Annotated in this window: 24 protein-coding genes; 14 read left to right on the forward strand and 10 right to left on the reverse strand. The window is 65.6% G+C overall.

Translation table 11 applies throughout. From position 1 onward, the window contains the following. Positions 1–201 precede the first annotated feature (201 nt). Together AC13FN_RS13720 and bioA are read right to left on the reverse strand one after the other, a co-directional pair. Complete coding sequence (locus AC13FN_RS13720) at positions 202–939, reverse strand: 16S rRNA (uracil(1498)-N(3))-methyltransferase (RefSeq protein ID WP_054172343.1); 738 nt, start codon at positions 937–939, stop codon at positions 202–204. Then, positions 930–2,321: an adenosylmethionine--8-amino-7-oxononanoate transaminase gene (gene bioA / locus AC13FN_RS13725; protein ID WP_482984958.1), complete on the reverse strand. Its 1,392-nt coding sequence runs from the start codon at positions 2,319–2,321 to the stop codon at positions 930–932. The genes AC13FN_RS13720 and bioA overlap by 10 nt, the downstream gene beginning before the upstream one ends. 77 nt (positions 2,322–2,398) lie before the next feature. Here bioA and nudE point away from each other — a divergent pair, with 77 nt between their 5' ends. From nudE to gcvH, 9 genes are all read left to right on the forward strand, one after another. After that, entirely contained in the window at positions 2,399–2,962 is a 564-nt protein-coding gene (gene nudE, locus AC13FN_RS13730) for an ADP compounds hydrolase NudE (RefSeq protein WP_010482713.1), read from the forward strand. Continuing rightward, on the forward strand, positions 2,959–3,762 hold the full coding sequence (cysQ, locus tag AC13FN_RS13735) for a 3'(2'),5'-bisphosphate nucleotidase CysQ (protein ID WP_054172341.1): 804 nt from the start codon (positions 2,959–2,961) through the stop codon (positions 3,760–3,762). Before nudE ends, cysQ begins: the two co-directional genes overlap by 4 nt. A 13-nt stretch (positions 3,763–3,775) precedes the next feature. Further along, positions 3,776–4,615, forward strand: a complete 840-nt coding sequence (gene mazG, locus AC13FN_RS13740; protein ID WP_049436819.1) for a nucleoside triphosphate pyrophosphohydrolase — start codon at positions 3,776–3,778, stop codon at positions 4,613–4,615. Further along, entirely contained in the window at positions 4,612–4,941 is a 330-nt protein-coding gene (locus tag AC13FN_RS13745; protein ID WP_010482716.1) for a YnfA family protein, read from the forward strand. The genes mazG and AC13FN_RS13745 overlap by 4 nt, the downstream gene beginning before the upstream one ends. A gap of 161 nt (positions 4,942–5,102) precedes the next feature. Beyond that, positions 5,103–5,405 (forward strand): Mpo1-like protein, encoded by a 303-nt coding sequence (locus tag AC13FN_RS13750; protein WP_029550878.1) that lies wholly within the window; start codon positions 5,103–5,105, stop codon positions 5,403–5,405. 66 nt (positions 5,406–5,471) lie between these two features. Beyond that, on the forward strand, positions 5,472–6,431 hold the full coding sequence (locus AC13FN_RS13755; protein ID WP_005410704.1) for an SPFH domain-containing protein: 960 nt from the start codon (positions 5,472–5,474) through the stop codon (positions 6,429–6,431). A gap of 1 nt (position 6,432) precedes the next feature. Beyond that, positions 6,433–6,876, forward strand: a complete 444-nt coding sequence (locus tag AC13FN_RS13760; protein WP_010482721.1) for an NfeD family protein — start codon at positions 6,433–6,435, stop codon at positions 6,874–6,876. Between the two features lie 144 nt (positions 6,877–7,020). Beyond that, the gene (gcvT, locus tag AC13FN_RS13765) at positions 7,021–8,133 is read left to right on the forward strand and encodes a glycine cleavage system aminomethyltransferase GcvT (protein ID WP_049436821.1); all 1,113 of its coding nucleotides are present in this window, start codon (positions 7,021–7,023) and stop codon (positions 8,131–8,133) included. A 93-nt stretch (positions 8,134–8,226) separates the two neighbouring features. Then, positions 8,227–8,622 (forward strand): glycine cleavage system protein GcvH, encoded by a 396-nt coding sequence (gene gcvH, locus AC13FN_RS13770; protein ID WP_010482723.1) that lies wholly within the window; start codon positions 8,227–8,229, stop codon positions 8,620–8,622. 292 nt (positions 8,623–8,914) lie between these two features. Here the strand turns inward: gcvH and AC13FN_RS13775 are convergent, their stop codons facing one another. Continuing rightward, positions 8,915–9,214 (reverse strand): hypothetical protein, encoded by a 300-nt coding sequence (locus AC13FN_RS13775; RefSeq protein WP_154583048.1) that lies wholly within the window; start codon positions 9,212–9,214, stop codon positions 8,915–8,917. A gap of 183 nt (positions 9,215–9,397) precedes the next feature. Here AC13FN_RS13775 and AC13FN_RS13780 point away from each other — a divergent pair, with 183 nt between their 5' ends. Then, the gene (locus tag AC13FN_RS13780; RefSeq protein WP_054172339.1) at positions 9,398–9,928 is read left to right on the forward strand and encodes a hypothetical protein; all 531 of its coding nucleotides are present in this window, start codon (positions 9,398–9,400) and stop codon (positions 9,926–9,928) included. Positions 9,929–10,048: 120 nt separating this feature from the next. On the opposite strand, the gene AC13FN_RS13785 is transcribed toward AC13FN_RS13780, so the two are convergent. Next, the gene (locus tag AC13FN_RS13785) at positions 10,049–10,942 is read right to left on the reverse strand and encodes a LysR family transcriptional regulator (RefSeq protein WP_054172338.1); all 894 of its coding nucleotides are present in this window, start codon (positions 10,940–10,942) and stop codon (positions 10,049–10,051) included. Positions 10,943–11,056: 114 nt separating this feature from the next. On the opposite strand from AC13FN_RS13785, the gene AC13FN_RS13790 reads away from it, so the two are divergent. Beyond that, complete coding sequence (locus AC13FN_RS13790; protein ID WP_049436823.1) at positions 11,057–11,815, forward strand: SDR family NAD(P)-dependent oxidoreductase; 759 nt, start codon at positions 11,057–11,059, stop codon at positions 11,813–11,815. Between the two features lie 141 nt (positions 11,816–11,956). On the opposite strand, the gene AC13FN_RS13795 is transcribed toward AC13FN_RS13790, so the two are convergent. Then, positions 11,957–13,354: a serine hydrolase domain-containing protein gene (locus AC13FN_RS13795; protein ID WP_010482727.1), complete on the reverse strand. Its 1,398-nt coding sequence runs from the start codon at positions 13,352–13,354 to the stop codon at positions 11,957–11,959. Positions 13,355–13,640: 286 nt separating this feature from the next. Here AC13FN_RS13795 and AC13FN_RS13800 point away from each other — a divergent pair, with 286 nt between their 5' ends. Both AC13FN_RS13800 and AC13FN_RS13805 read left to right on the forward strand, forming a co-directional pair. After that, entirely contained in the window at positions 13,641–14,969 is a 1,329-nt protein-coding gene (locus AC13FN_RS13800; RefSeq protein WP_482984957.1) for an NTP/NDP exchange transporter, read from the forward strand. 30 nt (positions 14,970–14,999) lie between these two features. Further along, entirely contained in the window at positions 15,000–15,347 is a 348-nt protein-coding gene (locus tag AC13FN_RS13805) for a DUF1304 domain-containing protein (protein WP_329759813.1), read from the forward strand. 29 nt (positions 15,348–15,376) lie between these two features. Here AC13FN_RS13805 and AC13FN_RS13810 read toward each other — a convergent pair whose 3' ends face one another. The 4 genes from AC13FN_RS13810 to AC13FN_RS13825 all read right to left on the reverse strand — a co-directional run bounded on the left by AC13FN_RS13810 (position 15,377) and on the right by AC13FN_RS13825 (position 19,733). Next, positions 15,377–15,760, reverse strand: coding sequence for a hypothetical protein (locus AC13FN_RS13810; RefSeq protein WP_238794406.1), 384 nt, complete (start codon positions 15,758–15,760; stop codon positions 15,377–15,379). A gap of 27 nt (positions 15,761–15,787) precedes the next feature. Further along, on the reverse strand, positions 15,788–16,267 hold the full coding sequence (locus tag AC13FN_RS13815) for a hotdog fold domain-containing protein (RefSeq protein ID WP_281056229.1): 480 nt from the start codon (positions 16,265–16,267) through the stop codon (positions 15,788–15,790). A 74-nt stretch (positions 16,268–16,341) separates the two neighbouring features. Beyond that, positions 16,342–18,819 (reverse strand): acyl-CoA dehydrogenase, encoded by a 2,478-nt coding sequence (locus AC13FN_RS13820; RefSeq protein ID WP_054172336.1) that lies wholly within the window; start codon positions 18,817–18,819, stop codon positions 16,342–16,344. Beyond that, positions 18,816–19,733 carry an alpha/beta fold hydrolase gene (locus AC13FN_RS13825; protein ID WP_043399152.1) on the reverse strand — a complete coding sequence of 306 codons (918 nt, stop codon included), beginning with the start codon at positions 19,731–19,733 and terminating at the stop codon, positions 18,816–18,818. Before AC13FN_RS13825 ends, AC13FN_RS13820 begins: the two co-directional genes overlap by 4 nt. A gap of 141 nt (positions 19,734–19,874) precedes the next feature. On the opposite strand from AC13FN_RS13825, the gene AC13FN_RS13830 reads away from it, so the two are divergent. Further along, a complete protein-coding gene (locus AC13FN_RS13830) occupies positions 19,875–20,477 on the forward strand; it encodes a TetR/AcrR family transcriptional regulator (protein ID WP_006464233.1) in 603 nt (200 codons plus the stop codon). Between the two features lie 137 nt (positions 20,478–20,614). On the opposite strand, the gene AC13FN_RS13835 is transcribed toward AC13FN_RS13830, so the two are convergent. Further along, a complete protein-coding gene (locus tag AC13FN_RS13835; protein WP_010482735.1) occupies positions 20,615–23,377 on the reverse strand; it encodes a TonB-dependent receptor plug domain-containing protein in 2,763 nt (920 codons plus the stop codon). Positions 23,378–23,749 lie beyond the last annotated feature (372 nt).

Below are 23,749 nucleotides of genomic sequence, written 5' to 3' on the forward strand. Positions count from 1 at the left end.
GTAGTGCCGGCTGCCGACCGGCACCGAGCCGAGCATGGCTCGGCTCTACAAGGAAACTGCAATCTGGCGCGGGCCCTGTAGAGCCGAGCCTACGCTCGGCTGCTGCCCTGGACGCGCTCGTCGCGGTAGTGCCGGCCGCTGGCCGGCAACCTCATGATCCCGTGGATGCCGGCCAGCGGCCGGCACTACAACGAATCAGCCTTATCCCAGATCGCCCAACCGCGCCTGCAGTGCCGCGATCGCGGCCAGCCCGGCGGTCTCGGTACGCAGGATGCGCGGGCCCAGCTGCAGGCCCTGGAAGCCTGCAGCCGTCAGCTGATCCCGGTCACGCGGCGACCACCCCCCTTCCGGACCGATTGCAATCACGATTCCCGCTGCAGGTGCAGCGTCCAGCGTCGACAGGCGATGGGCACCGAGCGGGTCCAGCGTCAGCCGCAGCGTATCGGCCGGCAGTACCGCCGCGGCCTGCGCCAGGGACAACGGCGAGCCCACCTGCGGAATGCGCGCGCGCCCGGACTGGCCGCAGGCCGAGGTCACCACGTTGTTCCAGTGCGCCACGCGCTTCTCCGCCCGAGCTGCATCAAGCTTCACCTCAGTGCGCTCGGCGTTGACCGGAATGATCGCCGCCACGCCCAGTTCGGTGGCCTTCTGCAGGATCAGGTCCATCTTCTCGCCGCGCGCGATGCCCTGCAACAGGGTGATTGCCAGCGGCGATTCATTGTTGATGGCCTGCACGGCGTCGATGCGTACCTGCACCTCGCGTTTGCCGGCCACGGTCAGCGTCGCGCTGTAGTCGTTGCCATCGCCGTTGAACAGCACGCAGGTATCGCCTTCGCGCAGGCGCATCACCCGCACCAGGTGGTTGGCGGCCTCTTCCGGCAGGGTCACGGTCTGGCCGCTGTGCAGCGCCAGGTCGATGGGGCAGCGGGTCACGCGCATGCAATCGCCTCGTCAATCGCCGCCAGCGTGGTATGTGCCAGCAGCTCCAGTTGTTCGTCGTCCACGCAGTAGGGTGGCATCCAGTACAGCACGTCGCCCAGCGGGCGCAGCACCACGCCGCGCTTCAAGGCGGCCTTGTAGGCGTGCAGGCCCAGCCGCATGGCCGGGTCGAACGGCGTGCGCTTGTTACCGTCGCGCGACAGCTCGAAGGCCACCACCATGCCGGCCTGGCGCACGTCGGCCACGTGCGGATGGTCGTTGAACGGTGCCGCCAGCGTACCCATCACGGAAGCGATGCTGCGGTTGCGGGCGATCACATCGTCGTCGCGGAAGATGTCCAGCGTCGCCAGCGCGGCCGCGCAGGCCAGCGGGTTGCCGGTGTAGCTGTGCGAGTGCAGGAACGCGCGCTCGCGCGAGTCGTCAAGGAAGGCGTCGTACAGCGCCTGCGTGGCCAGCACCGCGGCCAGCGGCAGGAAGCCGCCGGTCAGGCCCTTGGACAGGCACATCAGGTCCGGCATCACCCCGGCCTGTTCGCAGGCGAACAGGGTGCCGGTGCGGCCGAAGCCGGTGGCGATCTCGTCGGCGATCATGAACGCGCCATGCGCATCACACAGTTCGCGCACGCGCTGCAGGTACACCGGATCGTGCATGCGCATGCCGCCGGCACACTGCAGGCGCGGTTCCAGGATCATCGCGCAGATCTCGCCCGGATGCTGGTCGAACAGGGTGGCCAGGCCATCGGCGGCCTGGCGTGCGCGATCTGCTGCACTCTGGCCGGGCTCGGCCAGGTAAGCGTCGGGCGAGGGCGCGAACAGCCCCTCGGCCAGCAGCGGCGCGTAGACACGGCGATACAGCGGGATGTCACCCAGCGCCAGCGCGCCCAGGGTTTCGCCGTGGTAGCCGTTCTCCAGTGCGATGAAACGCGTGCGCCGCGATTCCCCACGGTTCTGGAAATACTGGAAGGCCATCTTCAGGGCCACTTCCACGCCGGCCGAACCGTTGTCGGCGTAGAACACCTTGGCCAGCGGTTCGCGGCCAGGCTGGTGCGGGGCCAGGGCCAGCAGGCGTTCAGCCAGGGTGATCGCCGGTTCATGGCCGAAGCCGGCCAGCATCACCTGTTCCAGCTGCGTGGCCTGCGCCGCGATGGCGCCGCCGATGCGCGGCTCGGCATGGCCGAACAGGTTGGTCCACCAGCTGCTGACCGCATCCAGATAGCGGTTGCCATCGTGGTCGATCAGCCAGGCACCTTCGCCACGGGCGATCGGCACCAGCGGCAGGGTGTGCGGATGCTCGCGCATCTGCGTGCAGGGGTGCCACAGCACCTGCAGGTCGCGCTGCCGCCAATGGTGGGCCAGCGGGGAGGGGGTTGGGTCTGCTAGCATTTCGGGCTCATGAACATGTTGCTGCCTGCACATTCTATCGGCCCCGGCGCAGGCGCCGGCCGCCGCGGAGATTCCGCATGAACGATGACCGTGCTGGCCGTCGCTTGCCGATCATCCATCGGATCACCGATGAGGAGAACGGTCCCTTCCAGCGCCAGCACCTGGACCTGGAGTTCTCCAACGGCGAACGCCGCCGCTTCGAGCGCCTGGTCAGCCGTGGCCATGGTGCGGTGGTGGTGGTGCCGATGCTCGACGACGAGACCGTGCTGCTGGTACGTGAATACGCCGCAGGCATGCACCGCTACGAACTGGGCCTGGTCAAGGGCCGGATCGATGCCGGCGAGACTCCCGAGCAGGCTGCGGACCGCGAACTGAAGGAAGAGGCCGGTTACGGTGCGCGCCGGGTCGACGTGCTGCGCGCAATGACCCTTGCCCCGACCTATATGAGCCACCAGTCGTGGCTGGTGGTGGCGCGCGACCTGTACCCGGAAAAGCTGGCCGGCGACGAGCCGGAAGAACTGGAAGTTGTCCCGTGGAAGCTGGCCGAGCTGGACCAGCTGATGCTGCGTGAGGACTTCTCCGAGGGACGCTCGCTGGCGGCGCTGTTCATCGCCCGCCAGTGGCTGCAGGGATTGCGATGATCAAACTGACCACGGACCTGCGCGAGACCGCCATCGCCATCGCCCAGGAAGCCGGACAGGCCATCATGCAGGTCTATGCCGATGGCTTCGACGTGCAGATCAAGGACGACAACAGCCCGGTCACCGGTGCCGACCTGGCGGCCAACCAGGTCATTGAACAGGGCCTGCAGCAGCTGACCCCGGACCTGCCGATCCTGTCCGAGGAATCGGCGCAGGTGGGCTGGGAGCAGCGCCGCCACTGGGGGGCCTACTGGCTGGTCGACCCGCTCGACGGCACCCGCGAGTTCGTCAAGCGCAACGGCGAGTTCAGCGTCAACATCGCGTTGATCTACCAGGGCGCACCGGCTTTCGGCGTGGTGCTGGCCCCGGTCACCGGCATCGTCTGGCATGCCATGCGCGGCGAGTTGGCCTATCGCCGGCAGGGCCTGCACGATACCGTGCTGCGCACCCGTACACCGGCCATCGCACCGTTGCGCGTTGCCGCCAGCCGTTCGCACCGCTCAGCGGAGACCGAGGCGCTGCTGGCGAGGATGGGCCGCATCGAGACCATCGCGCAGGGCTCGTCGCTGAAATTCTGCCGGATCGCCGAAGGTGGCCTGGATGTCTATCCGCGGCTGGGTCCGACCTCCGAATGGGATACCGCCGCCGGCCAGTGCGTTCTGCACGCCGCCGGTGGTGCGGTACTGTCGGCCGCGACCGGCAAGCCGTTCCGTTACAACCGCCGCGAAACCCTGTTGAACGGCGATTTCATTGCCCTTGGTGATACCAGCCTGCCGTGGCGCGACTGGTTGTCCGATTGACCCTGGAGGCCGCATGAGCGCGCATGACACCCCCACCGCCGGTAGTGCAGCCAGCAACGAACTGGAGCGCCTGCTGGCGATCATGGCGCGCCTGCGCGACCCGCAGGGCGGCTGCCCGTGGGACCTGGAACAGAACTTCGCGACCATCGCGCCGTACACCATCGAGGAAGCCTACGAGGTGGCCGATGCGATCGACCGCGGCGACCTCGACGACCTGTGCGACGAGCTGGGCGACCTGTTGCTGCAGGTGGTGTTCCATGCGCGCATGGCCGAAGAGCAGGGCAGCTTCGCCTTCGCAGACGTGGCCCGCGCGATCAGCGACAAGATGCAGCGCCGCCACCCGCACGTGTTCGCCGAGGTCAGCGTCGATGATGCCGACGGGGTGATGCGCAACTGGGAGGCGATCAAGCGCGCCGAGCGCGCCGCCAAGGGCGAGCAGGACACCTCCGCGCTGGCTGGCATCTCGCGCGGCCTGCCGGAATGGCAGCGGGCAGTGAAGCTGCAGTCGCGCGCGGCCAAGGTCGGCTTCGACTGGCCGGGCCCGTTGCCGGTGCTGGACAAGGCGGCCGAGGAACTGCAGGAGCTGCGCGAGGAGTTCGAGCGCGGCGATATCGCCGGCAACAAGGCGCGGCTGCAGGAAGAACTGGGCGACCTGCTGTTCGTCTGCGCCAACCTGGCGCGCCACGCCGATATCGATCTGGGTGCGGCGCTGCGCGGGGCCAACCACAAGTTCGAACGTCGCTTCCGTGCGATGGAAGCGCAGGCCGATGCGCAGGGTGGGGCGCTGGCTGCGATGGACCTGGAGGCGCAGGAAGCGCTCTGGCAGCACGCCAAGGCGGCGGAGAAGGCGTGAAGACACTCGGCCTGTTCCTGCTGACGGCGCTTGCCGAGATCGTCGGCTGCTACCTGCCGTGGTTGTGGCTGCGCAAGGGCGGCAGCATCTGGCTGCTGCTGCCGGCGGCCGCCAGCCTGGCCCTGTTCGCCTGGCTGTTGACCCTGCATCCGACCGCCAGTGGTCGGGTCTATGCCGCCTACGGTGGCGTCTACATCGGCACCGCGCTGTTCTGGCTGTGGCTGGTCGATGGCATCCGTCCCAGCCGCTGGGACCTGTTCGGCGCCGCGCTGTGCCTGGCCGGCATGGCGGTGATCATGTTCGGGCCGCGCACCTCATCGGTGTAGGTCCGGGCAAGGCGGTTCTGTAGAGCCGAGCCCACGCTCGGCTGCTCTTCTTTCCGACCGCGCTGGCACGCGCAAGCCGAGCATGGTTCGGTGCTGCAAGGCAGCGCAGCGCCCCCCGAAAGGCGCATGATGGGCCTGACCACGGCCCCCGGAGCATGCGCATGTCCCGCTTCGCCAGCTTCCGCGAGTTCTATCCGTTCTATCTCAGCGAGCACCGCCACCCGGTATCGCGCCGGCTGCACTTCATCGGCAGCTGCGGCGTACTGCTGCTGGTCGCGGCAGCGATCCTGCGTGGGCAACCGATGCTGCTGCTGGCCGCCCTGTTCTGCGGTTACAGCTGCGCCTGGGTCGGCCATTTCTTTTTCGAGAAGAACCGCCCGGCCACCTTCCAGCACCCGCTGTACTCGTTCATGGGCGACTGGGTGATGTTCGCCGACATCCTGCGCGGGCGCGTGCCCTGGTAGCGCCGCTGTGAATGCGGCCTTCACGCGCTATGCTGGGGCCTGGACGTCATCGATAAGGAAAGCAAGATGTTCCCGACCATGTTCTTTACCGTGGTACTGGCCTTCGTGGCCGTGGTGATCCTGTTCAAGGCGGTACGGATGGTGCCCCAGGGCTACGAGTGGACCGTCGAGCGCTTCGGGCGCTACACGCACACCATGACCCCCGGCCTGCATTTCCTGATCCCGATCGTGTACGGGGTGGGGCGCAAGGTGAACATGATGGAGCAGGTGCTGGATGTGCCCAGCCAGGAAGTGATCACCAAGGACAACGCCGCCGTGCGCGTGGACGGTGTGGTGTTCTTCCAGGTCCTGGATGCCGCCAAAGCCGCCTATGAGGTGGCCAACCTGGAAGTGGCGATGATCGCCCTGGTGCAGACCAACATCCGTACCGTGATCGGTTCGATGGACCTGGACGAATCGCTCAGCCAGCGCGAGGTGATCAATGCCCAGCTGCTGAGCGTGGTCGACCATGCCACCAATCCCTGGGGCGTGAAGGTCAACCGCATCGAGATCCGCGACATCCAGCCGCCGCGCGATCTGCTGGACGCGATGGCGCGGCAGATGAAGGCCGAGCGCGAAAAGCGCGCGCAGATCCTCGAGGCAGAGGGTTCACGCCAGTCGGAGATCCTGCGCGCCGATGGCGAAAAGCAGGCCACCGTGCTGGAGGCCGAAGGCCGTCGCGAAGCTGCATTCCGCGATGCCGAGGCGCGCGAGCGCCTGGCCGAGGCCGAAGCGATGGCGACCAAGGTGGTGTCGGCGGCGATTGCCGAGGGTGACGTGCAGGCGATCAACTACTTTGTTGCGCAGAAGTACGTGGAAGCGTTCAAGGAACTGGCCAGTTCGCCGAACCAGAAGCTGGTGCTGATGCCGATGGAGGCCAGTGGCGTGATCGGTTCGATCGCGGGCGTGGCCGAACTGGCGAAGCAGGCGCTGGCCAGCCAGGACAACAAGGCCGCCGGCAAGCGGCCGCCGCCGCTCGGAGGCTGACATGCGTTGGGAAGTCGTCGGTTGGGGCGCGTTGGCGCTGCTGCTGTTCGCGGCCGAAGCGCTGGCGCCGGGTGCGTTCATGCTGTGGATCGGCATTGGCGCGGCGGCGGTGTTCGTACTGGTTGCGGTGTTCAGCGACATTCCGCTGTTGTGGCAGGTGATCGCTTTCGTCCTGCTGAGTGTGGTCTCGATCCAGTGCTACCGGCGCTGGGGGCGGCCGCGGGCACGGCCCAGCGATGCGCCATTGCTCAACCGCCGCGCCGAGCAGCTGGTCGGCCGGGAGGTGGTACTGCAGCAGGGCATCGTCGGTGGCCAGGGACGGGTCAGCATTGACGATGCGTCCTGGCAGGTGAGCGGTCCGGAGCTGCCTGCGGGTACGTGGGTGCGGGTGCGCAGCGTGCAGGGCACGGTGCTGGTGGTCGAGGACGCAGGCCGCCCCCTGTAGAGCCGAGCCCACGCTCGGCTCCCACACGAAGAGCAGCCGGGCATGGGCTCGGCTCTACAGCGCCGGCGCTGCGCTGCGGCACGCCTGCGGGCGACCGATCTGGGATAATGGGGATTCTTGTTTCCTCTGCTGCCGGACCCGGTCATGACCCAGAAGACGCTGCTCAACGATACCCACCGCGCCCTTGGCGCCAAGATGGTCGATTTCGGGGGTTGGGACATGCCCATCCACTACGGCTCGCAGCTGGACGAGCACCACCTGGTGCGTCGCGAGTCCGGTGTGTTCGACGTCAGCCACATGACGGTGGTCGACCTGCGCGGTGACCAGGTCAAGCCGTTCCTGCGCCGCCTGCTGGCCAACTCGGTCGACAAGCTGAAGGTGACCGGCAAGGCGCTGTACTCGTGCATGCTGAACCCGCGCGGCGGCGTCATCGACGACCTGATCGTCTACTACCTGGGCGACGATTTCTTCCGCATGGTGGTCAATGCCTCCACCCGCGAGAAGGACCTGGCCTGGCTGCGCGAGCAGGCTGCGCCGTTCGGCGTCACCGTCGAGCAGCGCCCGGACCTGGCCATCCTGGCCGTGCAGGGACCGCAGGCGCGCGACATCGTGATCGGCCTGGCGCGTGATGCGGACCGTCAGGCGCTGACCAAGCTGGGCCGTTTCGCCGCCCTGCAGGTGCAGTCCGATGACGGCGTCGAACTGTTCGTCGCCCGTACCGGTTACACCGGCGAAGACGGTTTCGAGATCCTGCTGCCGCAGGACGCCGTGGTCGCGTTCTGGAACCGCCTGCTGGCGGCGGGCGTGAAGCCGGCCGGCCTCGGCGCACGCGACACGCTGCGCCTGGAAGCCGGCATGAACCTGTACGGCCAGGACATGGACGAAGAGATCAGCCCGTACGAAGCGGCGCTGGCCTGGACCGTGTCGCTGGACGAAGGCCGCGACTTCATCGGCCGCGACGTGCTGGAAGCGCAGAAGGCCGCCGGCACCGCACGCCAGATGATCGGCCTGGTGATGGACGAGAAGGGCGTGCTGCGCCACGGCCAGGCGGTGACCACCGCGGGCGGCCAGGGCGAGATCCTGTCCGGCACCTTCTCGCCGACCCTGGCCAAGGGCATCGCCTTCGCCCGCGTACCGGCCGGTGAACTCGGCGAGGTCACCGTCGACATCCGCGGCCGGCAGGTACCGGTACGCGTGGTCAAGTTCCCGTTCGTGCGCGAAGGCCAGGCCCAGCCCGGCGTGCTCGCCGACGCCTGATCCGAAACTGCCGATCGTCACTGACAGCAGTGGCGGCCGGTTGGTTACACTAGCCCCGTTTTTTCCACCCCTGCATATCTCTGGAGCAGTCCCATGAGCGAGATCCCCGGCGACCTCAAGTTCCTCAAGTCCCATGAGTGGGCCCGTGTCGAAGGCAATGGCCGTGTCACCGTCGGTATTTCCGACCACGCCCAGGGCCTGCTGGGTGACCTGGTCTACGTCGAACTGCCGGAAGTCGGCGCCGACGCAAAGGCTGGCGAGCAGATCGCTGTTGTCGAGTCGGTGAAGGCCGCCTCGGACGTCTACAGCCCGATCAGCGGCAAGGTCGTCGAGGTCAACTCGGCGCTGTCCGACAAGCCGGAAACCATCAATGAAGATGCCTACGGCGAAGGCTGGATGTTCGTGGTCGAACTGACCAACGCCGAAGAGCTCAACGAACTGCTGGATCCGGACGCGTATGCCGAAGCCCTGGAAAACGACGACCACTGAGTCGTCACTTCCGGGTTCTGGAACGGCCACCTTCGGGTGGCCGTTTTTGTTTTGGCGAGTGCGTCGGACTCATGACGGCGGGTTCGCTCTGCACCCTCGGCGTGGCATCAGCCGACAGACGAACGGTGCCGATCGGCGTGCGCAGTTTTGCGCAAATCCGCGTTTCCGCCCTGCGCCGAAGCGATCAGATGTGAAAACTTTTCGCCCCCCGTTGCGGCCCCGTTGTGCTGGCGTTGGCGACGGTGCCGGTGACCATCGGCGATGCACGTGCGCTGTTGTCCAGAACATGTGCCTATCTGCGCAGAGTGCTTATTTCAAGTGTTTTTTGTTCAGAGAGCGCATCGGCGTCGTCGCATGCGACGCGCGTGCGCGCCGCTTCAATGGTCGTAGCAGGGCGCGCACGGCGGTGGCGCGGGCGGCGTCCGGGATGGCGCGGATGTGAAAATTTTTCGCGGGGGTTGTTGACAGTAAAAAAAACCGTGATTAGGTTTCGCCTCAGCAGACCTTGCCTGCCCAACCGAGTGCGCAGAATCAATCGTCCGATGCGAAGCAGCCCCTTCAAGACCACCGCGACCCTGATGACGGTGGACATGGCCCCGCTTCCCCCGGAGAAATGCAAGGCAACTCCCGTTCCGATGTCCGCTCCGCCGATCGAGGCGGGCATTGCCGCATCCGTAACGGCGCGCCTGACGCGCCGGCGGTCCCCGCACGCAGCATCCGCGGGTTTGATCCAACTGGGCGTTTCAACTCCCTATCACTGACGAGGAGCCATCCCATGGCAACCAAGAAAGCTGCGAAGAAGAAGCCCGCCGCCAAGAAAGCGGTGAAGAAGGTCGCGAAGAAGGCTGCTGCCAAGAAGGCAGTGAAGAAGGTCGCGAAGAAGGCGACCGCCAAGAAGGCAGTGAAGAAGGCTGCGAAGAAGGTCGCCAAGAAGACCACTGCGAAGAAGGCAGTGAAGAAGGCGGCGAAGAAGGTAGCCAAGAAGTCCACTGCCAAGAAGGCCGTCAAGAAGACCGCCAAGAAGGCCGCCAAGAAGGCCGTCAAGAAGGTAGCCAAGAAGGCCACCAAGAAGACTGCCAAGAAGGCAACGGCCCGCAAGCCGGCCAAGAAGGTCGCGAAGAAGGCGACTGCCAAGAAGGCCGTCAAGAAGACCGCCAAGAAGGCAGTAAAGAAGACCGCGAAGAAGGCCACCAAGAAGGCTGCCCCGAAGAAGGCAGCGAAGAAGGTTGCCAAGCGCAAGCCGGCCGCCCGCAAGAAGAAGGCCGCTCCGGTCGCTCTGCCGGCAACCCCGGCGCCGCTGATCTAAGTACTTCCCGATAGCCGCATCCTGAAACCCCCTTCCCTGGCTGCCCAGCGGGGAGGGGGTTTTTTTATGGAGCGGTTTGTAGCGTCAGGCCATGCCCGACGGCTTTTCTGACGGTCGACGCTAGCGGTGCGGCGCCGGTGGAAAGCGCTCCACCAGGAAGTCCAGGAAGCTGCGCAGGCGGGTCGAGTGGTAGCGATCGTGGGCGTAGACCACGTGCATCGGCCGACCGGTCTGGCCATGCTCCGGGAACAGCTGCACCAGGCGTCCGGCGTCGACGTCGGCAGCCAGCAGCAGTGCCGACTGCAGCACGATGCCCAGCCCATGCAGCGCCGCCGTGCGCAGCGCTTCGCCGTTGTTGATCTGCAGCCGGCCGTCGGGCACACGCTCAAGCCCGCCAGCATCGGCCTGCAGCCACTGCGCCAGTGCGCTGGGTTCGAAGGACAGGCATTGGTGCCGGGCAAGCGCCTGCAGGTCGGAGGGCGTACCGTGCCGGGCGAGGTATCCGGGCGATGCGCACATCATCAAGCGATACGGTGCCAGCGCACGCGCCACCAGCATGCTGCTGTCGGCCAGCGTGCCGATGCGCAGCGCTGCTTCGAAACCCTCCTCGACGAGGTCGACCACGCGGTCGGTCAGCGTGGCTTCGACCCGGACCTCCGGATGGCGCGCCATGTACTCGGCCAGTGCCGGTACCAACGCATGCGTGCCGAAGATCACCGGCGCACTGATGCGCAGCGTACCCGCCGGTGCCAGTTGCTGGTGCTGCGCCTGCGCGTCGGTTTCTTCCACCAGGCGCAGGATCTCCCGGCAGCGGATGTAGTAGTCCTCGCCGAAGGGCGTCATATGCTGGCGCCGGGTGGTACGGCTCAACAACTGCATGCCCAACCGTGCTTCCAATGCACGCAGGTGCTTGCCGGCCATCGTCGCGGAGATATCCATCGCCGCCGCCGCTGCACTGAGGCTGCCCTTGTCCACGATCAGCACGTAGACCTGCATGCTTTCCAGCAGGTTCATCTGACACTCCGGGTGTTGAATGCTGAAACCTGCGCGGAGTTTATCAATCAGGGGTGATCAAACAGCATGTCGTGCAAGGGCTGGATTGGCCGGCCACGTGGACAGGAGAACACCATGGACTTGAATCTTGCAGGCCGTACCGCATTGGTGACGGGCGCGGCCAGCGGCATCGGTGCCGCCGTCGCCAGGCAGCTGGCTGCCCAGGGCGTGCGCGTCGCCATCACGTCGCGGCAGCGCGACCCCCTGCAGGCGCTGGCAGCGCGGATCGAAACCGAAGGCGGCGCGGCACCGGTCATCGTGGTCGGCGATGTCACCGTCGCCGGCGACGTCCGGTCCATCGCGGAGGCATCCCGGGAGGCATTGCAGCACGTGGACATCCTGGTCAATGCCGCAGGGGGCTCCCGGCCGACCACGGTTGATGCCGATGACGAGGTCTGGGAGGAAGCGATCGCCCTGAACTTCTCCGCCGCACGACGGCTGACCCAGGCACTGCTGCCAGCGATGCGGGCGCAGGGATGGGGGCGGGTGATCAATTTCAGCGGTTCGATGGAGCCACGTTCGGTGAATGCCGCCACCGCAGCGAAGGCGGCGCTTCATCTGTGGAGCAAGGGGTTGTCGTCGGAGGTGGCCGGGCAGGGCATTACGGTGAATGCGATTGCACCGGGGCGCATCAACAGCCCGCAGATCCTGGACCGCCTGCATCCCACCGAGGAAAGCCGGCGCGCGTTCATTGCACGCAACATTCCGATCGGGCGCTTCGGTGAGCCGGACGAAGTGGCGCCGCTGGTGGCCTTCCTGGCTTCGCCGCTGGCCGGCTACATCACCGGCGCGGTGATTCCGGTGGATGGCGGCATGCACTACTTCGCGCATTAGCGCTGCGGAGCTGTAGAGCCGAGCCCATGCTCGGCTGCCTCGCGCCAGAATTCCGCTCAGCCGAGCACGGCTCGGCTCTACACAACAACAAAAAGGGCAGCCCTCAGGCCGCCCTTCATGTTTACGGTCGAGCCCGCCTGGTCAGCGCGGCGACGCCACCGCGCGGTTGCTCGAGGCACCCTTGCCCTTGCGCTTGTCCTGCTGCGCCGGGCTTGCGCCTTCGGCCATCAGGTTGTCGCTGCCGAAGTCGGTGTCCACATCCAGCCAGCGCTGCGCAGGCAGGCCGAGCGCGGAATCGAGCACGGTCGGCAGCAGGCCGCTGGGCAGGCTGCTTTCGCCATTCCACATGATGGCGATGCCCAGATCGCGTTCCGGCACCAGCGCGACCAGGCCGCGATAGCCCTGCACGGCACCGGCATGGAACACCACGTCGTGGCCGGCGTAGTCGAAGGTGCGCCAGCCCAGGGCGTAGCCGGCCGAGTGCAGGCGCTCGCGGCGCCAGCCCGAACGCATCTCGCCGGGGGTGCTGATCAGGCTCGAATGCAGGGTGGCCAGCAGCGGTGCCGGCAGCACGTCCGGGCGGTGGCCGGTGTGGGCGAGCAGCCATTGCGCCATGTCGCTGGCGCTGGCGTTGACGCCGGCAGCCGGGGCGACGCGGTAGTAGGTCGGCTTCGGTGTCAGCGACACCCAGCCATTGCGGCTGCGCACGTGCGGACGCGCCCAGCGCGAGCTGGCCTGGATGCCGGCCAGGCCGAGGCTGGCATCGTTCATGCCCAGCGGCTTGAAGATGCGGCGCTCGACCGACTGCTCGTAGAAGCTGCCGGAGGCCGCGTAGACGACGTCGCCGATCAGGCTGAAGGCCACGTTCTGGTAGGCGTAGCAGTCGCCCGGCAGGCACTTCAGGCTGGTGTTGGCCAGCTTCTGGGTCAGCGAGTAGTACTCGGCGTTGCCTTCGATGTCGCGGTCGTAGGCGTTGTAGGGCAGGCCGACGCGATGGCTGAGCACGTCGGCCACGGTCAGGCGATCGGTCGCTTCCGGCGAGTTCAGGCGGAAGCCCGGCACATAGTCGGTGACCTTGCTGTCCCAGCGCAGCGTGCCGTCGTTGACCAGCAGGCCGGCCATGGTGCCGGCGAAGGCCTTGGACAGCGAGGCCAGGCGGAACACGGTGTGGGCATCGACCGGCAGCGGGTTGTTGACGTCGGTGACGCCATAGCCACGCGCGCTGAGCACACGCCCGCCCTGCACGATGGCCACCGCCATGCCCGGCACGCGCTCGCCATAGGTAAGCTGCTGCGCCATCGATTCGATATTGGCCACGTTGAAGCCGGCCGCCGGCAGCTGCACCTGCGGCACCAGGCCGGTGCGGTAGGCGGCGGGCTGCGTGTGGGCGACGGCGGTGGCGGCGGATTCGATGTTGGCCGGCATCGGCGGCAATGGCGGCGGGGTCTGCGCGGTGGTGGACAAGGCAACGGGCATCAACATGCCCAGCAAACCGGTGGCCGCCGAACGGATCGGACGACGCAGGCTGTTCTTTTTCATCGTGGAGACCCGTGCGCGACTGCTGATTGCGATTCTAGCGCCGCTTTTCCCTTGTGCACAAACAAAGCGAAGATGAATGCGCATCTCGTTGAAAAAGTTGGAATTTTGACGCCCAGAATGCATGTATCGGAACGTGTCGTATGGGTGGGGCCGTGACACTGCGTTGCAGCCTTCTGCGTGGTGGCTGCTGGCGATGTTGCAGTGCATTGGCTAACGTACGCGCTTCACCGCCCCCGGAGCCTGCCATGCCGCTGTCCAACCGCCGTCTTCTGGCGAGGGACGCCGCGTGAGCGCGGTGAAGGGCAAGGGGCCGCTGCGTGGGCTGACGGTGGCACTGCGTGAGTCGCCGGCGCTGTGGTGGTCGTTCCTGTACTTCTTCTGCCTGCTCAGTGGCTACTACGTGCTGCGCCCGGTGCGTGAGGCGATGGCTGCCTCGGCTGACCTGGAGACCGTGTTCCCGCCGATGCTGATCGCCTGGTTTGCCAGCCATGGCATCGGGCTGAAGGACTTCGTCCTGCAGTTCCTGTTCTCCTGCGTGTTCGTGATCATGCTGGTACTGCAGCCGGTGTACGGCTGGCTGGTCAGCCGCTTCCCGCGGCGGGTGTTCCTGCCGGCGGTGTATGGGTTCTTCATCGTCACTCTGCTGGTTTTCTATGCGTTGTTCGATAGCAACGTGCCGGGGCGCGGCATGGCCTTCTTCTTCTGGATCAGCGTTTTCAACCTGTTCGCCGTGGCGGTGTTCTGGAGCTTCATGGCCGACGTCTTTTCAAACGCGCAGGCGCGTGCCTTCTACGGATACATCGGCGCGGCCGGCACCATCGGTGCCTTCCTCGGGCCGTTCATCACCAGTGTGCTGGTGCAGCGGGTGGGTATTGCCAACCTGATGCTGGTATCCACCGGATTCCTGATGGTCTGCCTGTTCTGCATCTGGCGCTTGCGGCACTGGGCGGTGCTGCGCGAGCGTGAGCAGCGGCTGGTGTCGGGAGAAAAACCGATGGGCGGTAGTGTGCTCGACGGCCTCAAGCTGATCGTTCGCGAACCCCTGCTGCGTTGGCTGGCGATCATGGTGCTGTTCGGTGTGGGCATTGGCACCCTTCTGTACAACCAGCAGGCCACTATCGTGCGTGCCTCATTCAATGATGCAGGCGCCGCCACCGCGTTCTTCTCGCGCATCGACCTGGCAGTGAACGCACTGGCGCTGCTGATGCAGCTGGGCCTGACCCGCTGGCTGCTGTCGCGCCACGGCATCGCGCCGGCCCTGTTGATCCCTGGCTTTGCGATCCTGATCGGCTTCTCGGTGCTTGCCGCTTCACCCATGCCGTTGATGGTGGCCGTGGTGCAGGTGATGACCCGCGCCAGCGAGTTCGCATTGGCCAAGCCCGCACGAGAAACCATCTATACCCGCGTGGACCGGCAGTGGCGTTACAAGGCCGGCGCGGCCATCGATACAGTGGTGTACCGCGGCGCGGACCTGAGCTTTGCGTGGGTGCACAAGGGCTTGTCGCTGTTTGGTTCACATGTGGTGTTCATCGGTGGCGTGGTGGTTGCCGCGTGCATGACCGCCGCCGCATTCGGTGTGCTGCGCGAAGAAAAAAAGCTGCCGCGCGACCGCTGATCCCGTCCAGTCATTTCGAGGAGAGAAACGATGTCGCTGATCGCGCTGCTGCTGACCGTGCTGGTCGCGGTACTGCACCTGTACTTCCTGGTGCTGGAGATGTTCCTGTGGACCCGTCCGCTGGGCTTGAAGACGTTCCGCAACACGCCGGAGAAGGCGGAGACCACGCGCGTGCTGGCGGCCAACCAGGGCCTGTACAACGGCTTCCTGGCGGCAGGCATCCTGGTGGGGCTGGTGATGGCGCAACCGGTGCTGGTGACGTTCTCGTTGGGCTGCGTGGTGGTGGCGGGGGCCTATGGCGCATGGAGCGTAAGCCCGCGCATATTCATGATCCAGGCCGTACCGGCGATCCTGGCACTGGTGTTGCGAGTGCTCTGAAGTGGGCGCGTGCTGGCAAGCGCCATCGCTCAGCGGCTGATGGCGCGCATGAAGCCCAGCCACATTGGCACGGCATGCAGCGCCGCACCCAGCACGAACAGGCCCGTCAGCAGGTGTACGCGCCAGTCGTTGATACGCAGGAAGACGAATTGTTCAAGCGTGCGGCCCACCCAGAACACCGCCATGAAGCCCAGCAGGACCACCCCCAGACGAGTGTCGACCAGGTCCGGGGCAAAGATCAGCGCGATCAGCCCCATTCCCAGGAACACATAGATCACGCGCAGATTCAGGATCTGCATGATCGCGCGATTGGCCGTGCCGAGCTGGGCGAGCTCGCGTTTCCAGCCGAACAGCCGCCAGAACGCCAGATGGAAGGCGGCAAACCCCAAGCTGTGAATGCCTGCCAGGCGCACCAGCAGTTCAGGGGTCGTCATGGTTGATCAGCCTGTGCGCGGAGGACGTGGCGATACCCACATCGCGATGGTCGCATGGAACACCTCGGTCCCTGCCGCATCGGTCACGCTGACCTTCACCGGCAGGTCATAGCCGTCCGCAGCACTGACGATGGACAACACTGGCGTCGCCACGGCCTTCAACGTGCCCAAGGCCTTGGCCTGGTATTTCACGTCCATGCCCTTGGGGATCCAGCGCATGTCTGCCGGCAGGCTGGCGTCGACCATCAGCCCGGCGGTCAGCTCCGCCAGGTTGCACATCGCGATCGCATGCACCGTGCCGATGTGGTTGCGCACCTTGCGGCGATCGGCCAGCGTGCCTTCGCAGCGGCCGTGTTCCAGGCGGGTGATGCGCGGTGCGATGCTGGCGAAGTAGGGCGCCTTGAAGCAGACCGCGCGCGAGAACAGCCAGGTGCCGGCGGGCCAGCGCTGCAGGCGGTGGTAGAGCGAAAGCAGGGGCGTGGACATGAGCGGTTTCCGGTCGGCGGATAGAACGACGGCGGGCCGAGGCCCGCCGTCGAGGCAACGCGTGTCGCGGGCGATCAGGCCGCCTGCGAATGCGGGTCCTTGTGCTGGCGGTCGTAGTAGCTGGCCGCGCGCAGTTCGTGGGTGTCGAAGTCGTCCACGGTGATGGTGTCCAGGGTCAGCGTACGCAGTTCTTCCAGCAGGCTGCGCTCGTCCTGGGTGATCACGCCTTCGGCCACGGCCTCGTCCAGCTGGCTCTTGAAGTCCAGCGCTTCGATGCCCTTGCTCTTCAGCGCCTTGAGGAACTTGCGCTCCACCGGCTCGGCCATGATCGCCTTGCTCAGGTAGCTGTTGATGCGGCCGCCCGGGTTGTTCTCGCACGGGGTCAGGAACACGCCGCTGGCGAGGCGGTCACGGGCTTCGTTAGGGGCCATCAGCAGGGCGGCGACGCGACGGCTCAGGCGGTCGCCCGGGGCCTCGGCACGACGGCCCAGCGGGAAGATCAGCGCCCACATCAGCCAGCCGATCGGACGGATCGGGAAGTTGCGGAGCGCGGCCGACAGCGATTCCTCGATCTTGTGCACGCTGTCATGGAAGGCCCAGGCCAGCAGCGGCTGGTCGGCCTGCGGTGCGCCTTCGTCGTGGTAGCGCTTGAGCATGGCGCTGGTCATGTAGACGTGGCTCAGCACATCACCCAGGCGGCCGGACAGCGATTCCTTGAACTTCAGCTTGCCGCCGAGGGTCATCATCGAGATGTCGGCCATCAGCGCCAGGTTGGCCGAGTAACGGTCCAGCTTGCGGAAGTAGCGGCGGGTATAGGCGTCGCCCGGGGCGGCACCGAAGCGCGCGCCGGTCAGGCCGAACCAGAACGAACGCACGGCATTGGAGAGGCCGAAGCGGATGTGGCCGAACAGGCTGCGGTCGAAGTCCTGCAGGCCGGCACGGGTGTCCGGATCCTGCGCGGCCTTCATTTCCTTCAGCACCCACGGGTGGCAGAGGATCGCACCCTGGCCGAAGATCAGCAGGCTGCGGGTCATGATGTTGGCGCCTTCCACGGTGATCGCGATCGGTGCAGCCTGCCAGCTACGACCGGCGAAGTTGCGCGGGCCCAGGATGATGCCCTTGCCGCCGATCACGTCCATCATGTCCGAGATCACTTCACGGCTCATGTTGGTGCAGTGGTACTTGGCAATGGCGGACGGCACCGACGGCACGTCACCACGATCAACCGCCGCGGCGGTGGCCTGCGACAGCGCGCTGATCTTGTAGGCCTTGCCGCCGATGCGGGCCAGCGCTTCTTCCACGCCCTCGAAGCGGCCGACCGACAGGCCGAACTGCTTGCGGATGCGTGCATAGGCACCGGTCACCGCAGCACCGGCCTTGGCGCCGCCGCTGGCGGTGGACGGCAGCGTGATCGAGCGGCCCACGGCCAGGCACTCGTTGAGCATGTTCCAGCCCTTGCCGGCCATGGCTGCGCCACCGATCAGCTGGGTCAGCGGAATGAACACGTCCTTGCCACGGATCGGACCGTTCTGGAACGTCGAGTTCAGCGGGAAGTGGCGACGGCCGATTTCAACACCGGCGGTGTCGCGCGGCAGCAGGCCCAGGGTGATGCCGATGTCGCGGGTATCGCCGATCAGGCCATCCGGGTCGTACATGCGGAAGGCCAGGCCGATCAGCGATGCGACCGGGGCCAGGGTGATGTAGCGCTTGTCGAAGGTCAGCTTGACGCCGAGCACCTGCTCGCCGTTCCACTCGCCCTTGCAGACGATGCCGTAGTCCGGAATGGAGGTGGCGTCGGAACCGGCGAACGGACCGGTCAGGCCGAAGCAGGGCACCTCGCGACCATCGGCCAGGCGCGGCAGGTACTGGTCCTTCTGTTCTTGGGTGCCGTAATGCACCAGCAGTTCACCCGGGCCCAGCGAGTTCGGCACGCCGACGGTGGAGCTGACCACCGAAGACACCGAGGCCAGCTTCTGGATCACCTTGTGGTGGGCCAGTGCGGAGAAGCCCAGGCCGCCGTATTCCTTGGGGATGATCATGCCGAAGAACTTGTTCTTCTTGATGAAGGCCCACAGCTCCGGCGGCAGGTCGGCATGGACGTGGGTGATTTCCCAGTCGTTGACCATGGTGCACAGCTCTTCCACCGGGCCATCGAGGAAGGCCTGCTCTTCGGCGGTCAGCTGCGGCTTCGGGTAATTGAGCAGGATGTTCCAGTCCGGATCACCGGTGAACAGTTCGCCCTCGAAACCGACCGAACCGGTTTCCAGCGCAATGCGCTCGGTCTGCGACAGAGGCGGCAGCACCTTGCGGAACACCTTCATCATCGGGCCGGTCAGCAGCGGCTTGCGGATGAACGGCAGCAGCAGCGGCACGGCGATGACGGCCAGCACGGCGGCCGCGACGATCGTGGCGGTCTGGTTGACGTACGGAATGAACCAGCAGGCGGCCAACAGGGCTATGCTGATCAGCGTCCAGGTAACCAGCCGCATGCGGTGGTAGGCGACGAACGCGCCTGCCAGCAGCAGGGCGAGGAAGGGAAGAACGATGCTCATGAGCGTGCTCCGGTGACGTGCTCGTTTGTGGCGGACGAAGCCGCAGCGTCTGCTGCGGGCAACACGTCCAGATAGTCCAACACAGTAGCGGTAAAGGCGTCGTTGTCATCGCCGGCGACCATGTGCGTGGCCTGCGGCAGCTGTACATGGCGCGCGTGCGGCGCCAACGCCAGGAATTCGGCCACGGTCTGCGGCGTGACCAGGTCGCTGCGGCCGCCGCTGACCAGCAGCAGCGGGCACTTCACCTGCCGTGCGGCCTCGGCCAGTGCATCCTGGTGCTGCTCGCTGTCGCGGGCCAGTTCGGCCACCAGGCGCGGATCCCAGTGCCAGCGCCAGCGGCCATGGCCGTCCTCGCGCAGCAGCGCACGCAGCGACTGCTCGGATTTGCGCGGGCGGTGCGGCATGTAGGCCGAGATCACGTCGGCGGCCTGGGTGAGCGAGGCGAAGCCGTCGGGATGGGCGGTCATGAAGGCCAGGATGCGTTCAACACCGGCGGTATCCCAACGCGGGGTGATGTCGACCAGCACCATCGCCGAGAACAGGCCCGGCCAGCGCGATTCGGCCAGCAGGCCGAACAGGCCGCCCATCGAGGCTGCGACCAGCACCGGCGGGCGCGGCTGCTCGCCGGCCAGCACGATCAGGTCATCGGCGAACTGTTCGCCGTGGTAGGGCAGGTCGGCGGCATTCCAGTCCGAATCGCCGTGGCCGCGTGCGTCATAAGCCAAGGTCTGCAGGCCGGCTGCAGACAGGGCACGCGCGGTGGCATTCCAGGCATGACGGGTCTGGCCGAAGCCGTGCGCGAACAGCACCCGGCCACGACGACCGTGGTCGCTGGCAGTGGCGGCGAGGCGGGCGCCATGGGCCGCCTCCAGGCGCAGGTCATGGAACGCAGCGGGAGTAGGGGACGTAACCATACTTGCTAGTATGGATCGCCTGTGAGGGAAGTCAATACTGCATCGTATGGTGCAGTGCGACAGGCCTGCAGGAGAGGCCTTTAACGGTTTCGCCCGCAACGGCGTACTGCAACGAACCCCGGCGTATGGTTAAATCAGCCCATGAATCAACCTGACGCTTCCGCCGGCGAACCGCGCGCCGGCCGCAACAGCCGCCTGAGTGCCGAAGACTGGGCCCAGGCGGCCCTCGACCTGATTGCTGAACAAGGCGTAGGCGCCGTTGCGGTGGAACCGCTGGCGCGGCGACTCGGCGTGACCAAGGGCAGTTTCTATTGGCATTTCCCCTCGCGTGACGCCTTGCTGCAGGCCGCGCTGGAACGCTGGGAACTGTTCGAACAGGAACAGGTGTTCGGCAGCCTGGAAGACGTACCGGACCCGCGCGTGCGCCTGCGCCAGCTGTTCCAGATGGTGGCGCATGAAGTGCAGCCGCACATCATCTACAGCGAGCTGCTGAAGGCATTGGACCATCCGATGGTGCGGCCGGTGATCGACCGCGTGTCGCAGCGCCGCCTCGACTATCTGATCGCCTCGTTCCGCCAGGCAGGGCTCAGCTCGACCGATGCACGGCATCGCGCGCGCTTGGCCTACGCCGCCTATGTCGGCTTCCTGCAGCTGTCCCTGCAGTTGCAGCAGCCCAAGCAGGCGCGCGAGGATTTCGAAGCCTATGTCGAGCATCTCATCGAGACGCTGATTCCGAACGGTTGAGCGTTGTTGCTGCGTTGAGTGCAGAAAGGCCGCGGCAATGCCGCGGCCTTTTCCGTTGGTGCTGCCGCAACCTGGAACACACAAAAAACAACGGCCCCTTGCGGGGCCGTTGCTGCATCAGCTGATCAGTGGATCGATCAGAACTTCTGCTTGTACTGCATGTACATGTAGCGGCCCGGCAGGTCGTACTGCGGGTCGAACATGTTGTACGAGGTCGAGTACGAGACCGGCGGGTTCTTGTCCCACACGTTGTTCAGGCCGACCATGATGGTGCCCTTCCACGGCGTGTTGTAGCGGAACTGGACGTCGTGGTAGGTCGTGGCGCCCATGTGGTTTTCGCGGTTCTCGGGATCCGAGCAGTAGTTGCGCAGCGAACCACCCAGCAGGCACGACTCGGTCATCCCCGACTTGTAACGCAGGCCGTAGTTGACGCCGAAATCACCATAGGACCAGTCGACGTACAGGTTGGAACGGATGCGCCAGTACGGATCCTGGTCGAGGTAACGTCCCTGGCGACCTTCGACCTGCGAGTCTTCCGTGGCCTTGGTTTCCCACTTGCTCAGATAGGTGCTGTCGAGGGTGACGGTGAACTGGCCGATCGAGGTTTCCGGCAGGCGGTACAGGATGCCCAGATCCCAACCTTCCACCTTGTACGATGCCAGGTTCTGCAGCGGCATGTTGACGTTGGTGATGGTGTAGCGCTCGGCGGCAGTGCCGTAGGTCGGGTCACGGGTGATCAGGCCGCAGTAGGCTGCCTGCTCAGCCGGCGAGCCGCCGTAGCAGTAGTTCATGATGTCCTGGATCGCCGGACGGGTGATGGCGTCCTCGATCTTGATCTGCCACCAGTCCAGGGTGACGTTCAGGCCGGTCACGAAGCTCGGGCTCCACACCAGGCCCAGCGTCTTGCTGGTCGAGGTTTCCGGCTTCAGGTTCGGGTTGGACTTCCAGGTGAACGGTTCGGCGGTCTGGGCGGCACCGGACTGCGGCACGCCGTCATCGTCGCGGGTATTGGGCTGCACGAAGCCAGCCGGAACACCCTGGGCAATACACTGCGCCAGCACTGCACCGGTCGGGCCATTGGCGGCCGCGCACGGGTCAGCGTAGGTTTCGAACGAGTCGCCGTCACCTGCGAACAGGTTGCTGATGCTCGGCGCGCGGAAGCCTTCCGAGTAGTTACCGCGGATCATCAGGTCGTCGATCGGCTTCCAGCGGAAGCCGAACTTGTTGTTGGTGGTGTTGCCGAAGTTGCTGTACTTCGAGTAGCGGGTTGCCGCGCTGAAGTCGAGCAGCTTGGCGCCCGGCAGGTCAGCCAGCACCGGGATCGACAGTTCCAGGAAGAACTCGTCCAGGTCATAGCTGCCCTTGGTCGGCTTGGCGCCGTTGCCGGTGCTCAGGCCCGCAGCAATGAAGGCGTCCGGATCGAACTGGCCGGATTCCTTGCGGTACTCGTAGCCCGCGGCGAACGCCAGGGCACCTGCCGGCAGCTGGGCGATTTCACCGGAGATGTTGGCGTAGTAGCCCTTGGACACCAGGTTGGAGGAGTCGTGGGCGGTGAACGAGGTGTAGTCGATGGCACCCTGGCTGATCGAGCCTTCCGGACCCAGCGCATTGACCGGCACGCAACCCTGGATGATGTCGCCACCCGGAGCGGTAACGCACACCGGCACGCCACCACGAAGCTCGGACGGACCATAGGCGTTGCGCAGGTTGGCCAGGTTGAACAGGCCATAGGTCAGGTCGTTCTGGTCAGTCTTGTCGTAGCGGTAGCCGACGTCCCAGTCGAAGTTGCGATCGGCGAATTCGAAGAAGCCTTCGAAACCACCGTAGAAGTGCCAGTTCTTGACGTTCTGGTTGAACGAACGGCCGCCGCTCTCGTTGAAGCGACGGTTGACGCCGGTCAGGTCTTCACCGGTCGGGTTGTACATGCTGTCCTTGCTCAGGCGCATGCCAGTGACGGGCATGGCGGCCAGCAGCTGCTCGGACTTGCGCTCGTTGTACATCGCCTCGGTGCGGAAGGTGACGTTGTCGGTGATGTTGTACGAGCCCGATGCGAACAGCGAGGTGCGCTCCTGCGGGGTCAGCAGGTAGTTGTCCGGTGCGGTGTTGTAGCCGTGGACGTTGGCGTTGAACGGCGTTTCCACGCCGTTGATCTGGACATAGCGCTCGTCATTGCGCAGGTAGGAACCCGGCATGCCGGTGCTGCTCTGGCCGTCGAAGAACGGCGGGCCACCGGCGGAGATCTTGCGATCGCCAGCCATGACCTTGTCTTCCTTCACGTAGGAGACACCCAGCATCACCGACGCACGGTCGGTGGTGGTGCCGATGGTGAAGTCGGCCGCTTCGCGTTCGCCGTCACCAGCGCTGTACTGGCCCTTGTAGAAGTTGGCTTCCGCGCCATCGAAGTTCTGCTTGGTGATGATGTTCACCACGCCGGCGATCGCGTCCGAACCGTAGATGGTCGATGCACCGTCCTTCAGGATGTCGATGCGCTCGATCATCGCGGTCGGGATGGTGTTCAGATCGACGCTGCCATCCAGGCCGGTGGTCCAGCGGCGGCCGTTGACCAGCACCAGGGTGCGCGCAGAACCGAGGTTGCGCAGGCTGATGCCGGCCGAACCATCACCACCGTTGTTGAACGTACGGTTCAGGGCGGCACCGTTGGCGGCAACGCGCTGCAGGATGTCGGCGACCGAAGTCACGCCCTGCTTTTCGATATCGGCGCGGGTCAGGCTCAGGACCGGCTGCGAGGTTTCGATGTCGGTGCTCTTGATGCGCGAACCGGTAACCGAGATGCGGTCAAGGTTGGTCGCTTCCTGGGCCTGGGCGGTGGCAGTGGACGCCACACCGGCAACGAGCGCGACCAGAACGGCATCGCGCAGCTTGTTGGACTGGAAATTCATTGGCTCTCTCTCTCCAAGAAATCTTGGCTGGGTTAATGCCCGGCGGGGGAGCGAAAAGCGCTCCCAAATCGCGAGGGCTGAACCGATAGTAGCGGGCGTTCGCCAAGAATTAAAGCTGCGTTAATCAAGTCTGTGATTTTGGTAAAAATGAAAATTAATGCACAAAATCAATGGCTTGAATTACATGTGCGATCACCCTGTCTCGTTTGTTAGCGCAAAGTGATGAAAAAAGTTTCCATTGGTGTGTATCGCAGTATGTCGACATGAATTGCACGGTATCCAATTCGTCGAAAAGCGCTTGGCGTGTATCACGATCGCGCATACGCAACGGGCGCCTTTCGGCGCCCGGGAGGAGTCACTGCAGGAAGACCG

Source organism: Stenotrophomonas sp. 115C5 (genome assembly GCF_056861055.1).